Raw genomic sequence first — 14523 nt, forward strand, 5'->3', positions numbered from 1 at the left:
TAACCTCACCTGGTTTTCGGTGTCACCCGAACAGGGGTGGACTCTCAGGTCTCGGGCGTGGCGCGACGTCCTCGCACCCACGACGAGCGCACCCCGCCGGGGAACCGGCGGGGTGTACGGACGTTCAGCCGGCTCTGGCTAGAGCTTCTCGATCGGCGCGATCTTGATGAGCAGCTTCTTGCGGCCCGCGGAGTCGAACGCGATCTCGGCGATGCGCTTCGCGCCCTGGCCGGTCACCGCCGAGACGGTGCCCTCGCCGAAGTCGACGTGCTTGATCCGGTCGCCGGCGACGAGTTCCATGTCGCCGTTGTCGCGGACCTGGCCGGACACCCGGTTCGCCCACTCGGTCTTCGGGCGGGTCTTCGACGCAGCGGCCGCGCGGTCGTACGAGCCACCGCCCCAGCCGCCGCCACCGCGGTAGCCACCGCCGCCGCCACCCCCGCCGATGCCGCCCTCGCGCTTCGCGTTCAGCGCACGGGGCTGCGTGCCGCCACGGCTGTTCGCCATGCCCGGCGACTGCTTCCACTCGATGAGCCCCTCGGGGATCTCCTGCAGGAAGCGCGAGGGCATGGCGACGTTGACGTCACCGAACTGGGCGCGGGTCATCGCCAGTGACAGGAACAGGACCTTCTTCGCGCGGGTGATGCCGACGTAGAACAGCCGGCGTTCTTCCGACGGACCACCCGGCTCGTTCGCGGACATCCGGTGCGGCAGCAGGTCTTCCTCGACCCCGGTCAGGAACACGGCCTCGTACTCCAGCCCCTTGGCCGTGTGCAGCGTCATGAGCGACACCGTGCCGGACGAGTCGTCGAGCTCATCCGCCGCCGCGACCAACGAGACCTCGGTCAGGAAGTCCGTCAGCGTGCCCTCGGGGTTGTTCTTCTGGAACTCGCGCGTCACCGCCACGAGCTCGTCGATGTTGTCGGCCCGGGCGGCGTCCTGTGCGTCGGGCGACTTCCGCAGGTTCTCGAGCAGGTGGGAGCCGTCGAGCAGCTGGGTCAGGGTGTCGACGACCGGCTGCGTCGGAGCCTTCTCGGACACGGAGTCCAGCAGCGCCGCGAACTCGGTGATGGCGTTCCGCACCTTCGGCCCGAAGCCGAGCTCGCCCGCGTGCCGCAGGGCATCGCGCATCGTGGTCTCGTGCTCGTCGGCGTAGCGCTGCAGGGTCGTCTCGGTGACGGAGCCGATGCCGCGCTTCGGCACGTTGAGCACGCGACGGAGCGCCATCGGGTCGGCGGGGTTCGCCACGGTGATCAGGTACGCCATGGCGTCCTTGATCTCGGCGCGCTCGTAGAACTTCGTGCCGCCGAGCACCCGGTACGGGATCGCGGCGCGGATGAAGATCTCCTCGAGCGCGCGGGTCTGCGAGTTGGTCCGGTAGAACACCGCCATGTCGCGGTAGTCCATGCCGTCCTCGCGCAGGCGCTGGATCTCGTCGGCGACGAACTGGGCCTCGTCGTGGCCGGTGTACCCGGTGAAGCCGACGATCTTCTCGCCCGCGCCGACGTCCGTGAACAGGTTCTTCGCCTGACGGTCGAAGTTGTTCGCGATGACGGCGTTCGCGGCGTCGAGGATGGTCTGCGTCGAGCGGTAGTTCTGCTCGAGCAGGATCACCTTGGAGTTCGGGAAGTCGCGCTCGAACTCGACGATGTTGCGGATGTCGGCCCCGCGGAACGCGTAGATCGACTGGTCCGAGTCGCCGACGACGGTCAGGGACGCTCCGGCGATCGACCCGTCACGCTCGCGCATGCGGGCGACGTGCTGGCCGGAGTCCTCGAGCTTGTCGACCTGGTCGACCGGCACCGGACGCGTGAGTTCGCGGATCAGGGAGTACTGCGCGTGGTTGGTGTCCTGGTACTCGTCGACCAGGATGAAGCGGAAGCGCCGCTGGTAGAGCGCAGCGACCTCGGGGAACGCCCGGAACAGGAAGACGGTCTGGCCGATGAGGTCGTCGAAGTCGAAGGCGTTCGCCCGGCGCAGGTCGTTCGTGTACCGACGGAAGACCTCGGTGAACATGACTTCCTGCGGGTCGTTCACGTTGATGTTGCGCGCGTACGAGTCGATGTCCTGCAGCTCGTTCTTGAGCTTCGAGATCTTCGACGCCGCGGCGCCCACGGTGAGCCCGAGCGTGTCCGCTTCGAGGTCCTTGATGATCCGCTTCAGCAGCGCCTTGGAGTCGGCGGAGTCGTAGATCGTGAACGACTGCGCGAACCCGAACCGCTCGGCCTCGCGCCGGAGGATGCGCACGCACGCCGAGTGGAACGTCGAGATCCACATGCCGTCGGACTCGCCGCCCACCAGGGCCCGGACGCGCTCACGCATCTCGGCCGCGGCCTTGTTCGTGAAGGTGATCGCGAGGATCTGCGACGGCCAGGCTTCACGGTTGGCGAGCAGCAACGCGATGCGGCGCGTGAGAACGCTCGTCTTGCCGGATCCGGCACCGGCCACGATCAGCAGGGACTCGCCGCGGTACTCGACGGCTTCCTTCTGCTGGGGGTTCAGACCCGCGGTGAACGGGTCTTCGTACGCACGGGCACCGGCGCCCGGCTCGGGCGTCGATTCGAAGGGGTCGAGCACGATCGTCATGTTCGGGACAGTCTAAGCGGGACCCCCGACAGCCGACCGGGCGAGGACCGCCAGGTCGGTGTGGTCCGCGAACACCCCGTCGAGGCCGGTCCGGATCACCGAGGTGTACCAGCGCTCCCAGTCACCGAAGGCCGCGACGTCCCCACCGCGGCGCAGCGGCCCGGGCAGGAACCGGTTCTCCGGCCGGAGCGTCCACGTGTACACCGCGAGGCCCGCGGCGTGCGCACGGTCGACGATCGCGCTCCGGACCGGCGTCGGGTCCTCGAGCGCGACGCTGTCCACCCCGGCCATCAGCGTGCCGAGGTCGACGCTGATGCCGTGGAACTCGGTCGCGAGCGACACGAGCGCGTCCTCGGAACGCTCCGCAGCGTAGGTGGGGGCGAGCGATCCGTGGGACGCGACCTCGTCGGCGGCACTGCCACGGGCCTCCTGGAGGTACACCAGCCGACCACCCGTGTGCCGCTCGCGCAGGTCGCGGAGCACGCCCTTCTCGAAGCTCTCGACCGTGAGCCGCTCGTCACGGCGCCACCCGGCGTCACCGAGCGTGCGGTCGACGAGTTCGCCCATCGGGAAGCCCGCGCGGTCGAAGAACGCCGCGTGTTTCACCTCGGCGACCAGCCCGACCGGACGAGGCGCGGCGTCGAGGATCGCGAGCAGGTCCTCGAGGCGCAGGATCGGCTCCTCACCGTCGTGCTCGGCCGACCCGGGCCGCAGGGCGGGCAGACGTTCCCGGGTGCGGAGCGTCTGCAGCTCGGCCCAGGTGAAGTCCTCGGTGAACCAGCCGGACAGGCTCTGGCCGTCGACGGTCTTCGTCGTGCGCAGGTGCCGGAACTCCGGGTGGTCCGCGACGTCGGTGGTGCCGGACACCTCGTTCTCGTGGCGGAGCACGAGCACGCCGTCCTTCGTGGGCACCAGGTCCGGCTCGATCGCGTCGGCACCGAGCTCGATGGCGAGTTCGTACGCGCTCCGCGAGTGCTCGGGGCGGTAGCCGGACGCACCGCGGTGGGCGATCACGAGGGTCATGGCGCGACCCTACTGGGCCAGGGTGACGGCGGACCGTCCTGTGTCGCGGGACACACGCACCCGGCCGGAGCCCGTGCATCTCAGCATCGGCGCTGACCATCGCTGCATGACCGTCCGATCGCTCTCCACCGCCGTCGAGGCCAGGATCGACCGTGCCGCCCGCCGACTGCTCGACGCCGGGCACCAACCGCACCGGCCCGTCCGGCTGTTCGTCACCGAGTTCCTGGTGTTCGGCGCGAAGCAGGCGTGGGCGTGCGCGTTCGGGGCACTGCTGCTCGGTTCGATGGCCGTGGCCTCGCTGACCGTGCCGGCGGCGTTCCGGAACGACGCGCTGACCGTCGTGGCGGTGCTGCTGCAGCTCGGCATGCTCGTGTTCGGACTCGAGGCCGTGCGGGAACTCCGGGTCGTCCTGCTCTTCCACGTCGTCGGCACCGCCATGGAGGTCTTCAAGACGCACATGGGCTCGTGGTCGTACGAACCCGGCGGGCTGTTCGTGATCGCCGGGGTCCCGCTGTTCTCCGGGTTCATGTACGGCGCAGTCGGGTCGTACATGGTCCGCGTGTACCGCCTGTTCGACCTGCGGTTCGACCGGTACCCGCGGCAGTGGCTGCTCGCCGTCGTCGCTGCCGGCGTGTACCTGAACTTCTTCGGGCACCACTTCCTGCCCGACGCCCGCTGGGTCCTGCTCGCACTCATCGTGCTGCTCTTCGCCCGCACGACCATGCACGTCCGGATCCACCGAGCGACGATGCGCATGCCGGTGCTCGTCGCCATGGGACTCGTCGCCGTGTTCATCTGGTTCGCCGAGAACGTCGCGACCTGGGCCGGGGCCTGGAGCTACCCCGCGCAGCTCGCCGTCTGGCACCCGGTGGCCCCGATGAAGATCGTCGCGTGGTTCCTGCTCATGACGATCTCGGTGGTGCTCGTCACCTGGCTCCACCCGGCGCTGCCGTCGGACTCGGCTCGCTCGACAGCGGACTCTCGACGTCTTCGAGGCGCGCGCGCAGCGGGCGCCCATAGGCTGCCGTCGTCAGGGCCTGCGGGCCCGCGTCCGCTCGCCGCGAATCCTCAGCCTTCCGCGACCGAGCGCACCTAGTCTGAGAGGACTCATATCTCCTAGGAAGAGGACACCATGGCCTTCAAGCCCGGTTTCGACCAGTCCCCCGCCTTCAACGCCCAGGGACCCAACACCTGGGGCGGGCGCGGCGCTGGTCAGCAGCAGGCCGGCTGGGGACAGACCCCGCAGCAGGCACAGGGCGGGATGACCCCCGAGCAGCTGCAGTACATGTACGACCGTCCGGCGGCATCGACGGTCGACACCGACCGCATGTCGTACGAGGACACCATCGTCAAGACGCTGCTCGCCTTCGGCGTGCTCGTCGTCGGTGCAGTCGCCGGTTGGAACCTGCCCCCGATCGTCTGGATCATCGGCGCCGTCGTCGGGTTCGTCCTGGCGCTCGTGAACATGTTCAAGAAGAAGCCCTCACCGGGCCTCGTCCTGGCGTACTCGTTCGCCCAGGGCCTGTTCGTGGGTGGCATCTCCGGCGCGTACAACTCGATGTGGGGCGGCATCGTCACCCAGGCAGTGTTCGGGACGCTCGGTGTCTTCGCCGTGACGCTCGCGCTGTTCGCATCGGGGAAGGTCCGGGCCACACCGAAGGCCACGCGCTTCTTCCTCGTCGCGATGGTCGGGTACATGGTGTTCTCGCTCATCAACCTGGTCCTGATGTGGACCGGGGTGACGAACACCGCGTTCGGTGCCCTCGGGTACGAAGTCTTCGGCATCCCGCTCGGCGTGATCATCGGCATCCTCGTCGTGGTCATGGCGGCGTACTCGCTGATCCTCGACTTCGACCAGATCCAGACCGGTGTCCGTCGTGGAGCTCCCCGCATCTACGCCTGGACCGCGGCGTTCGGCCTGATCATGACGATCGTCTGGCTGTACCTCGAGATCCTGCGCATCCTCGCCATCGTCGCGAGCAGCGCGCGCAACTAGTACCACCGCGTACACGAAGGGCCCCGGCGCTGCCGGGGCCCTTCGTCGTTCCCGGGCCGTTGGGCGACCACGCTCGCTCCGCCGCCCGGTCACAACATCCCGCCAGTCGCCCGGCGAGTGGTCACGAAGTGTCGCTCGGGCCGGGGCCAGCCGACAGTTCGTGACCGCTCGGCAACGGGTCGCGGGGTGTTGTGGCCACTCGACGGTCCCCGGCAGCGCACGCGCACGCCCACACGCACGCCCGGGCGCCCAACCCCGGACGCGCGGAGGCCCGGCACGCAGGGCGTGCCGGGCCTCCGGTCGTTCAGGGGAGCGTCACTCCCACTCGATCGTCCCCGGCGGCTTCGACGTGACGTCGAGCACGACCCGGTTGACGTCGGGCACCTCGTTGGTGATGCGGTTCGAGATCTTCGCGAGCACGTCGTACGGCAGGCGCGTCCAGTCCGCGGTCATGGCGTCCTCGGACGAGACCGGACGGAGCACGATCGGGTGCCCGTACGTGCGGCCGTCACCCTGGACCCCCACGGAGCGGACGTCGGCGAGCAGGACGACCGGGCACTGCCAGATCTCCCCGTCGAGGCCCGCTGCGGAGAGTTCCTCGCGCGCGATCTTGTCGGCGGCGCGGAGCAGCTCGAGTCGCTGCTTGTCGACCGAACCCACGATGCGGATGCCGAGCCCCGGTCCGGGGAACGGCTGGCGGCCGACGATGACCTCGGGCAGACCGAGCTCGCGACCGACGGCACGGACCTCGTCCTTGAAGAGCGCACGGAGCGGCTCGACGAGCTCGAAGGTCATGTCCTCGGGCAGGCCGCCCACGTTGTGGTGCGACTTGATGTTCGCGGTCCCCGCTCCGCCGCCGGACTCGACGACGTCGGGGTAGAGGGTGCCCTGCACGAGGAACTTGACCTCGCCGTCGTCACCGTCCCCGCGCGCCTCGAGCACGAGCGCCTCAGCCGCAGCCTCGAACGTGCGGATGAACTCGCGGCCGATGATCTTGCGCTTCTGCTCGGGGTCGCTCACGCCGGCGAGGGCGTCGAGGAACTGCTGCTCGGCATCGATCGTGATGAGCCGGACCCCCGTGGAGGCGACGTAGTCCTCTTCCACCTGCTTGCGCTCGTCGGCGCGGAGGAGCCCGTGGTCGACGAAGACGCAGGTGAGCTGGTCACCGACGGCCTTGTGCACGATGGCTGCAGCGACGGCGGAGTCGACACCGCCGGACAGGCCGGCGATCACACGGTTCGACCCGACCTGGGCCTGGATCCGGGCGACCTGCTCGTCGATGACGTTGCTCGAGTTCCAGTCACCGGGCAGACCGGCGGCGCGGTGGAGGAAGTTCTCGAGGACGGCCTGGCCGTGCTCGGAGTGCTTCACCTCGGGGTGCCACTGCACGCCGTAGAGCTTGCGCTCGTCGGACGCGAAGGCCGCGACGGGGGTCGACGCGCTCGACGCGAGGACCTCGAAGCCCTCGGGGGCCTTCGCCACGGAGTCGCCGTGCGACATCCACGTGACCTGGGACCCGGGCTGCCCGCCGAGCAGGACGCTGTCGGTCCCGCTGACGTCGACGGACGTCGCGCCGTACTCACGCAGGCCGGTGTTCGCGACCTCGCCACCGAGGGCGGTCGCCATGGCCTGGAAGCCGTAGCAGATGCCGAGCACGGGGACGCCGAGGTCGAGGATGTCGCCGTCGAGGGACGGTGCACCTGCTTCGTACACGGACGACGGACCACCGGACAGCACGATGGCTGCGGGGTCCTTCGCGCGGATCTCCTCCGCCGTGATGGAGTGCGGGACGATCTCGCTGTAGACGTTCGCTTCACGGACCCGGCGCGCGATGAGCTGCGCGTACTGGGCCCCGAAGTCGACGACGAGGACGGGACGCTGTTCGGTCTCGCTCACCGAGCGGCCTCCTTCTCACGCTGCTGGGCAGCGATCAGCTCGTGGTAGGTGTCCATGGCCTTCTGCTGCATGCGGTGTTCGACCACGAAGGACATGAACGGGATGATGCCACCGAGGGCGATGAGCAGGAAGCGGGAGGGCTTCCAGCGCATGATGCTCCACAGACGGAAGTCCGTGAAGAGGTAGAGGACGTACAGCCAGCCGTGCGCGATGAGGATCGCGATCGACAGGTTGAACGTGCCGGGTGCTTCGCCGGCCGTGCCGTTCGGCACGAAGAACGGGCCGTTGCCGAGCTGCATCTCGAGCTGGAGCGGCGTGTACTTGATGATGACCTCGATCACGAGGGCCAGCAGCAGCACACCGGTGATGTACGCGGAGACGCGGTACCACTTCACCGCACCCGGGATCTTCGGGATGTCGCGGGTTCGGACGGTCAAGGCCATGACGACCAGCCTACCGTCGGTCCGCGAGGGCCCCGTCGACGCTGAGGGCAGCCTCACGCCGCTCCTCTTCCTCGCGCTCCCAGGCGTCCTTCACGAACCGGTACCAGAGGAACACCGCGAAGCCGGCGAAGACGACCCACTCGATCGCGTAGAACAGGTTCAGCCAGTCGAACTGGACCTCGCGCGACGGCGCCCGGTCGGCGATGGTGCCGAGGTCGGCGGCCTGCGCGGTGGCACCGTCGGCGACGACGTACCCGAGGTACATCCGGTCGTCGAACGCCTTCCACGTGTTCACGAAGCGCGCGGGTGCGACGGCGGAGTACTCCGCCTGCTTGTAGGTGTCCTGGTCGGGCGACTCGGCGGGGTAGTACCGGCCCTGCACCGTGAGCGTCTGCCCGTCCGTCAGGCGGTCACCACCGGCGACGGCGGCCGACCGCTGGTCGGACCACCCGATGACGACCGGGAGGCTCGCCCCACCATCCGAGTCCACCAGGTGACCCACGGTCTGGTACGTCCCACCCCCGGTGCGGCCGGTCAGGATCGTGGTGTCGCCGGCGACGAACGTGCCGGTGACGGTGACCTTCTGGCCGGCGATGGTCTCGCTCGCGGGTTCTTCGGGAGCGGTGACCGCCTCGAGCGTCTTGCGGGTCTCGGTGGTCGCCGGCAGCGGCTTGCCGTTGGCGATGCTCCGCTCCAGCTGCCACTTGCCCAGCCCGGCGAACACCGCCGCGAGCACGAGCGCCAGCAACAGCAGCGCGATCCACCTCGGTCGTCGGGCAACGGCCCACATCTGTATCAGTACTCCGGATCGCGCTGTCGGACCGGACGCTCAGGGCGCTCGGTGGGGATCTCGACGGGCGACGTGACGGGTTCGTCGGTCGCCTCCGGTGACCCATTCTCCTGCTCGTCCCTGCCAGCGGCCTCCACGAGCGCGAACTCCTCCGCGAACTGGCGGTCCCGTTCGGCACGTCGGACGGCTGCGGCGGACGCTGCCTCGGCTTCCTCGGCCTCTGCTACCTCGGCGGCGGCAGCCGCGGCGACCGCTCGACGGCCCCCGAGTCGCCCGCGCAGGCGTGCGAGGCGGGCGGGACGCACCACGAGGCGGCCGATCCGCTCCGAGTTCACCGCGAGCAACGGCCCGAGGATCGCCATGACGAGGACGTAGAGGCCCGCGAACGCGGTGATCCGGGATTCCAGTCCGGCGGCAGCCGAGAGCGTTGCGAGGATCAGCGCGAACTCGCCACGGTTCACCAGGATGACGGCGGTGTTGATCCCCTGCTGGACGTTGAAGCCGTTCATGCGCGCGACGATCTGCCCGGCGACCGCGTTGAGCACGACCGTCATGCCGATCGCACCGAGGACCGGCCAGAGCACCTCGCCGAAGGTCGACAGGTCGAGACCGAGGCCGAAGTTCACGAAGAAGAACGCGGCGAAGACGTCGCGCATCGGTAGGGCGAGCTGCTCGATGCGGTCGCGGTACCGGGTGGCGCCGCAGAGCAGACCGATGACGAACGCGCCGATGGCGTCGGTCACGCCGAGCAGGTCGCCGATGCCACCGAACATCACGGCGAGCCCGAAGAACAGCACCGTGAACAGTTCGTCGTCACGCGTCGCGAAGATCTTCGAGACCCATTTGCCGGCGAACCGGGCGAGCGTGAACATCACGATGAGGAAGCCGAACGCGAGCGCGAGCTTGCCGACGACGGCCCAGGCGTTGGTGTCGCCGGACAGCACGACCGAGACGATCGCCAGGTAGATGGCGATGAAGACGTCCTCGATGACCGTGACGCCCAGGATCATCGGGGTCTCGTCGTTCGCGAGTCGTCGCAGCTCGATGAGGAGCTTCGTGACGATCGCGCTCGACGAGGTGGCCGTCATGCCCGCGATGATCAGGGCTTCCCGGGTGCCCCAGCCGAGTGAAAACCCGAACGCGAACCCGACGCCCATGTTGATGACGACGTAGGTGCCGCCGGACACCAGGAGCTTGCCGGCGTTGCCGTAGAACTCCTCTTGGTCGAACTCCAACCCGAGGTTGAACAGCAGCAGGATGAGCCCGAACGTCGCGATGAGCTCGATCGTGTGCGACTCGACGTTGAGCCCGATCCACGGGGTGTGCGGACTCGCGATGAGCCCGACGATCATGTAGATCGGGATCGCCGGCAGACCGATGGTCTTGCCGAGCCGCCCGAGCACGTAGGCGATGACGAACAGCACACCGATGGTGAGCAGTTCACCGCCCAGGTGCATGCGCTAGCTCTTCCGCGGGGCCTCGGCCGATGCGGCCGCAAGCTCTCCGCTGCGGTAGAAGGAGAAGGCCTTGGCGACCTTCTCGGGGGAACCGGCGACGACGATGGTGTCACCGGGGAAGACGACGAAGTCCGACGAGGGTGCCGGGTTGGCGCTGTCGCCACGGACCACGGCGACCACGGTCAGGCCGATGAAGCCCGAGTCGTGCAGGTCGCCGAGTGGCTTGCCGGCGATCGCGTCGTCGTAGTCGACCGAGAACCAGTCGATGGACAGCCCGGGGATCTCGTCGAGCTTGTCGAGGCCCTCGGTGATCCGGGTGCCGCCCAGGAGCTCGGCGAGCGTGCGGGCTTCGTCCTCGCTGAGGCGCAGCGAGACCTTCTCGGACTTGTCCGCGCCGTCGGAGACGTCGGCGAACGAGATGAGGTCGGAGTGACCCGACCGGTGCGTGATGACACCGCACTTGCCACCGTCGTCGGTGTAGAAGGTGTGCAACACGCCGACTCCGGGGAGTTTGACGCGATGGACGTCGACCATGATGGCTCCCTTTTCGAGTACGCCCATGCTAACCACCGCACGGCCCAGCGCATTCCGGCCGCTACTGTTCCGTGGATGGGGAACACTCGGATCGTCGTCGGAGCCGTCGGGACGCTGGTCGTCACGCTGTACGCAGCGCTGCTCGCGCTGAACGCGCTCGTACTCGATCCGCTCGGCGCGGTGCCGGGGCAGTCGCTCGCGCAGATCCACGCCGAGCTCACCCGACAGGGCTACTCGGTGCGGACCGACACGGTGATCGTCATCGTGGTCGCCGCGGTCGGTGTCCTGCTCGCCGGCGGGCTCTCCGTGCTGCTGCTGATCACCCGCGCCACCGCACACGTGATGGCCGCGGTACTGCTCGCCGTCGTCGCGTTCGGCGCTCCGGCGTCGTTCTGGAGCGGGTTCGCACTCGGGATGGACGTCGCGGACGGCTACGGGATCGGCGGCGGGGACCACACCATCTGGGCCGGTGTGCTGTACGTCACGAGTCTCGTCGCGCTGCTCGCGGTGCCGGTCGTGCTCGTCGTCGGCCAGGCGGTGCACGTGCGCCGCGCCGCCCTGCGGGCGCGCGTCATCTGACGGACGCGCCACGGGCCTCCCGTCCGGTGTTCCCGGTCTGGGCCCACGCCGCCGGTTCCGGGCCGACGCGCCAGCGGCGTCACGGCCGTGCCGGTGGGGAGAGGCCTGTGGCCGCGTCCGCGTCCGCGTCCGCGTCCGCGGGTCGCTACTCCGGCTCGCTCGTCTTCTCCCCCACCACCTGCTCGTCGGACGCCTTCGCGCCCTCGGCGCCGCTGCTGCGGCCGCCGCCCACGACGACGTCGTCCTCGTCGAAGCCGAACGCGATGTCCGGCGCCTCGAGCCGCACGCGGTCGGCGCTCTCGTCGTCGGGCTGCAGCTGCGACTCGCGTTCCGCTGCCACACGCTTCAGGTAGTTCGACACCTCGTGCTCGGTGGTCTCCTGGTCCCAGCCGAGCACGTCGGCCATGAGCTTCGCGGCGACCGGGGCCGCCGACTCACCGCGGTCCCAGGCCTCGATCGAGATGCGGGTGCGGCGGGCGAGGACGTCCTCCAGGTGCAGGGCACCCTCGTGCGAGGCGGCGTACACGACCTCGGCGCCGATGTAGTCGTCGGCTCCCGGCAGCGGCTCGGCCAGGGCGGGGTCCTGCTCGACGAGCTGCAGCACCTCGGTGGCCAGGGTGCCGTAGCGGTTCAGCAGGTGCTCGATGCGGACCTTGTGCACGTTGAAGCTGCGGGCGGTCCGTGCGCGACGGTTCCACGCGGCCGGGTAGCCCTCGGCCCCGAGCAGGGGGATGTCCTCGGTCGTGGACGCCGGGATCTTGCCGTCCATCGCGGCAACGGCCTCGTCGATGGCGTCCTTGCCCATCACCCGGTAGGTCGTCCACTTGCCGCCGGCGACCACGACGAGTCCGGGCACCGTGTGCGCCACGACGTGCTCGCGGCTGAGCTTCGAGGTCTGGTCGGACTCCCCCGCCAGCAGGGGACGGAGGCCGGCGTAGACGCCCTCGACGTCCTCACGGGTGAGCGGGACGCGCAGCACCTTGTTGACGTGCTCGAGGATGTAGTCGATGTCGGCCGCGGTCGCCGCCGGGTGCGCCTTGTCGAGGTACCAGTCGGTGTCGGTCGTGCCGACCAGCCAGTGCCGGCCCCACGGGATCACGAACAGCACGCTCTTCTCGGTGCGCAGGATCATGCCCATGTTCGACTGGAACCGGTCGCGCGGGATGACCAGGTGCACGCCCTTCGACGCCCGCACCTTGAACTGCCCGCGGGTGCCGATCATCGCCTGGGTGTCGTCCGTCCAGACGCCCGTGGCGTTCACGACCTGCTTCGCGCGGATCTCGAACCGCTCACCGGTCTGGATGTCGTGGGCCTGCGCGCCGACCACGCGCTCCCCCACCTTGATGAAGCCCTCGATCCGGATCCGGCTCGCGGCGTGCGCGCCGTAGGACGCCGCCGTGCGGACGAGCGACGCCACGTAGCGGGCGTCGTCGACCTGGGCGTCGTAGTAGGTCATGCCGCCGACGAAGGCGTCCTTCTTGAGCGACGGCATCGAGCGGAGCACCTGCGTGCGGCTGAGGTGCCGGTGGTGCGGGACCCCGGGCGGACGACCGCCGGACCAACTGAAGGCGTCGTACATCGCCATGCCGATGCCGATGTAGAACCGCTCCCACACGCGGTGGTTGAGCGGGTACAGGAAGCGCACCGGCTTCACCAGGTGCGGGGCGATCCGCTGCAGCAGCAGGCCACGTTCGATGAGGGCCTCGCGCACGAGCCCGAAGTTCAACTGCTCCAGGTAGCGGATGCCGCCGTGCACGAGCTTCGACGAACGGCTCGACGTGCCGGAACCCCAGTCACGGGCCTCGACGATGCCGACGGTCAGGCCGCGGGTGACGGCGTCGAGCGCACTGCCCGCACCGACGATGCCGCCGCCCACGACCAGGACGTCGAGCTCCTTCGTCTTGAGGGTCTCGATCGCTGCCGCGCGTTCGTCGGGGCCGAGCTTGGCCGCGGGGTCGAACCCCGCCCCCGGCACGACGTCGCCAGGACGTCCGGCCGAACTGGTCTGCTTCGTGGTGCTGGACTTCGCCATCGTCGCCTCCGGGTCACGGTCGGCGCCGAAGCGTCACCCGCGTCGGTGCACGGGTGCCACCAGGATCACTGGTGGTACGGCGCCACGACCACTTCTACTCGCTGGAACTCCTTGACGTCGGAGTACCCGGTCGTCGCCATCGAGCGGCGCAGCGCACCGACGAGGTTGGCGCGGCCGTCGAACGTCGGGGTCGGGCCGTTCAGCACGTTCTCGAGCGGGGCGATCGTACCGACCTCGACCCGGCGGCCACGGGGCAGCTCCGGGTGGTGCGCCTCGGCACCCCAGTGGAAGCCGCCGCCCGGGGCCTCGGTGGCACGGGCGAGCGCGGTGCCGAGCATGACGGCGTCCGCACCGACCGCGATCGCCTTGACGACGTCGCCGGCGGTGTCAAGACCGCCGTCGGCGATGACGTGCACGTAGCGGCCGCCCGACTCGTCGAGGTAGTCACGACGCGCACCCGCGACGTCGGCGACCGCGGTGGCCATCGGCGCGTGGATGCCCAGCGCGGCACGCGTGGTGGACGCAGCACCGCCACCGAAGCCGACGAGGACACCGGCGGCACCCGTGCGCATGAGGTGCAGCGCCGATGTGTAGGTCGAGGCACCGCCCACGATCACCGGGACGTCGAGCTCGTAGATGAACTTCTTGAGGTTGAGGGGCTCTTCGTTCTGCGACACGTGCTCGGCCGAGACCGTCGTGCCGCGGATGACGAACAGGTCGACACCGGCGTCGACGACCGTCTTCGAGAACTCCTGCGTGCGCTGCGGGCTGAGCGAGCCGGCGACCGGCACCCCGGCGGCGCGGATCTCGGCCAGGCGGGCGGTGATCAGCTCCGGCTTGATCGGCTCGGAGTAGATCTCCTGCATGCGCTTCGTGACGTTGCCGTCGGTGAGCGACTTGATCTCGTCGTAGTAGGGCGTCGGGTCCTCGTAGCGGGTCCACAGCCCCTCGAGGTCGAGGACGCCCAGGATCCCGAGCTTGCCCATCTGGATGACCGTGGCCGGCGAGGACACGGAGTCCATCGGCGCGGAGAGGATCGGCGACGCGAAGGTGAACGCGTCGATCGACCACTGCACACTGACGTCGCGCGGGTCGCGCGTCCGCCTGGAGGGGACCACCGCGATGTCGTCGAACGCGTACGCCCGACGTCCGCGCTTGCCTGCACCGATCTCGACTTCGCTCACCCG

Annotated in this window: 12 protein-coding genes; 3 read left to right on the forward strand and 9 right to left on the reverse strand. The window is 69.4% G+C overall.

Going from position 1 to position 14523, the window contains the following annotated elements:
* Positions 1-138: 138 nt before the first annotated feature.
* Entirely contained in the window at positions 139-2586 is a 2448-nt protein-coding gene (locus OGL88_RS13150; RefSeq protein WP_263091670.1) for an ATP-dependent helicase, read from the reverse strand.
* 12 nt (positions 2587-2598) lie between these two features.
* A complete protein-coding gene (locus tag OGL88_RS13155) occupies positions 2599-3609 on the reverse strand; it encodes a glycerophosphodiester phosphodiesterase family protein (protein WP_263055421.1) in 1011 nt (336 codons plus the stop codon).
* Positions 3610-3715: 106 nt separating this feature from the next.
* Here OGL88_RS13155 and OGL88_RS13160 point away from each other — a divergent pair, with 106 nt between their 5' ends.
* Both OGL88_RS13160 and OGL88_RS13165 read left to right on the forward strand, forming a co-directional pair.
* Positions 3716-4705: a DUF817 domain-containing protein gene (locus tag OGL88_RS13160; protein ID WP_263091671.1), complete on the forward strand. Its 990-nt coding sequence runs from the start codon at positions 3716-3718 to the stop codon at positions 4703-4705.
* A 36-nt stretch (positions 4706-4741) separates the two neighbouring features.
* Entirely contained in the window at positions 4742-5605 is an 864-nt protein-coding gene (locus OGL88_RS13165) for a Bax inhibitor-1/YccA family protein (protein WP_263055419.1), read from the forward strand.
* 315 nt (positions 5606-5920) lie between these two features.
* On the opposite strand, the gene guaA is transcribed toward OGL88_RS13165, so the two are convergent.
* The 5 genes from guaA to OGL88_RS13190 are packed head-to-tail and all read right to left on the reverse strand — an operon-like array spanning position 5921 to position 10725.
* Positions 5921-7501, reverse strand: a complete 1581-nt coding sequence (guaA, locus tag OGL88_RS13170; protein WP_205463305.1) for a glutamine-hydrolyzing GMP synthase — start codon at positions 7499-7501, stop codon at positions 5921-5923.
* Positions 7498-7944 carry a DUF3817 domain-containing protein gene (locus tag OGL88_RS13175; protein ID WP_111083416.1) on the reverse strand — a complete coding sequence of 149 codons (447 nt, stop codon included), beginning with the start codon at positions 7942-7944 and terminating at the stop codon, positions 7498-7500. Before OGL88_RS13175 ends, guaA begins: the two co-directional genes overlap by 4 nt.
* A 10-nt stretch (positions 7945-7954) precedes the next feature.
* Entirely contained in the window at positions 7955-8734 is a 780-nt protein-coding gene (locus OGL88_RS13180) for an SURF1 family cytochrome oxidase biogenesis protein (RefSeq protein ID WP_123671443.1), read from the reverse strand.
* Between the two features lie 5 nt (positions 8735-8739).
* Positions 8740-10191 (reverse strand): cation:proton antiporter, encoded by a 1452-nt coding sequence (locus tag OGL88_RS13185; protein WP_263055418.1) that lies wholly within the window; start codon positions 10189-10191, stop codon positions 8740-8742.
* Positions 10192-10194: 3 nt separating this feature from the next.
* Positions 10195-10725 (reverse strand): cation:proton antiporter regulatory subunit, encoded by a 531-nt coding sequence (locus tag OGL88_RS13190; protein ID WP_194651291.1) that lies wholly within the window; start codon positions 10723-10725, stop codon positions 10195-10197.
* Between the two features lie 75 nt (positions 10726-10800).
* Here OGL88_RS13190 and OGL88_RS13195 point away from each other — a divergent pair, with 75 nt between their 5' ends.
* Positions 10801-11304 carry a hypothetical protein gene (locus OGL88_RS13195; protein ID WP_263091672.1) on the forward strand — a complete coding sequence of 168 codons (504 nt, stop codon included), beginning with the start codon at positions 10801-10803 and terminating at the stop codon, positions 11302-11304.
* A 145-nt stretch (positions 11305-11449) separates the two neighbouring features.
* Here OGL88_RS13195 and OGL88_RS13200 read toward each other — a convergent pair whose 3' ends face one another.
* The gene (locus tag OGL88_RS13200) at positions 11450-13336 is read right to left on the reverse strand and encodes a glycerol-3-phosphate dehydrogenase/oxidase (protein WP_123293182.1); all 1887 of its coding nucleotides are present in this window, start codon (positions 13334-13336) and stop codon (positions 11450-11452) included.
* A 65-nt stretch (positions 13337-13401) separates the two neighbouring features.
* Positions 13402-14520, reverse strand: a complete 1119-nt coding sequence (locus OGL88_RS13205) for a GuaB3 family IMP dehydrogenase-related protein (protein WP_123293181.1) — start codon at positions 14518-14520, stop codon at positions 13402-13404.
* Between the last annotated feature and the right edge of the window lie 3 nt (positions 14521-14523).

The organism is Curtobacterium sp. RIT-PI-V (assembly GCF_025642935.1).
Taxonomy (GTDB): domain Bacteria; phylum Actinomycetota; class Actinomycetes; order Actinomycetales; family Microbacteriaceae; genus Curtobacterium.

Excerpts from the sequence above, each read along its gene's own strand:
- OGL88_RS13195 (WP_263091672.1), top strand. The coding sequence starts at position 10,801 with ATGGGGAACACTCGGATCGTCGTCGGAGCCGTCGGGACGCTGGTCGTC.
- OGL88_RS13175 (WP_111083416.1), bottom strand. The coding sequence starts at position 7,944 with ATGGCCTTGACCGTCCGAACCCGCGACATCCCGAAGATCCCGGGTGCG.
- OGL88_RS13160 (WP_263091671.1), top strand. The coding sequence starts at position 3,716 with ATGACCGTCCGATCGCTCTCCACCGCCGTCGAGGCCAGGATCGACCGT.
- OGL88_RS13165 (WP_263055419.1), top strand. The coding sequence starts at position 4,742 with ATGGCCTTCAAGCCCGGTTTCGACCAGTCCCCCGCCTTCAACGCCCAG.
- OGL88_RS13190 (WP_194651291.1), bottom strand. The coding sequence starts at position 10,725 with ATGGTCGACGTCCATCGCGTCAAACTCCCCGGAGTCGGCGTGTTGCAC.
- OGL88_RS13200 (WP_123293182.1), bottom strand. The coding sequence starts at position 13,336 with ATGGCGAAGTCCAGCACCACGAAGCAGACCAGTTCGGCCGGACGTCCT.
- OGL88_RS13155 (WP_263055421.1), bottom strand. The coding sequence starts at position 3,609 with ATGACCCTCGTGATCGCCCACCGCGGTGCGTCCGGCTACCGCCCCGAG.
- OGL88_RS13150 (WP_263091670.1), bottom strand. The coding sequence starts at position 2,586 with ATGACGATCGTGCTCGACCCCTTCGAATCGACGCCCGAGCCGGGCGCC.
- OGL88_RS13180 (WP_123671443.1), bottom strand. The coding sequence starts at position 8,734 with ATGTGGGCCGTTGCCCGACGACCGAGGTGGATCGCGCTGCTGTTGCTG.
- OGL88_RS13185 (WP_263055418.1), bottom strand. The coding sequence starts at position 10,191 with ATGCACCTGGGCGGTGAACTGCTCACCATCGGTGTGCTGTTCGTCATC.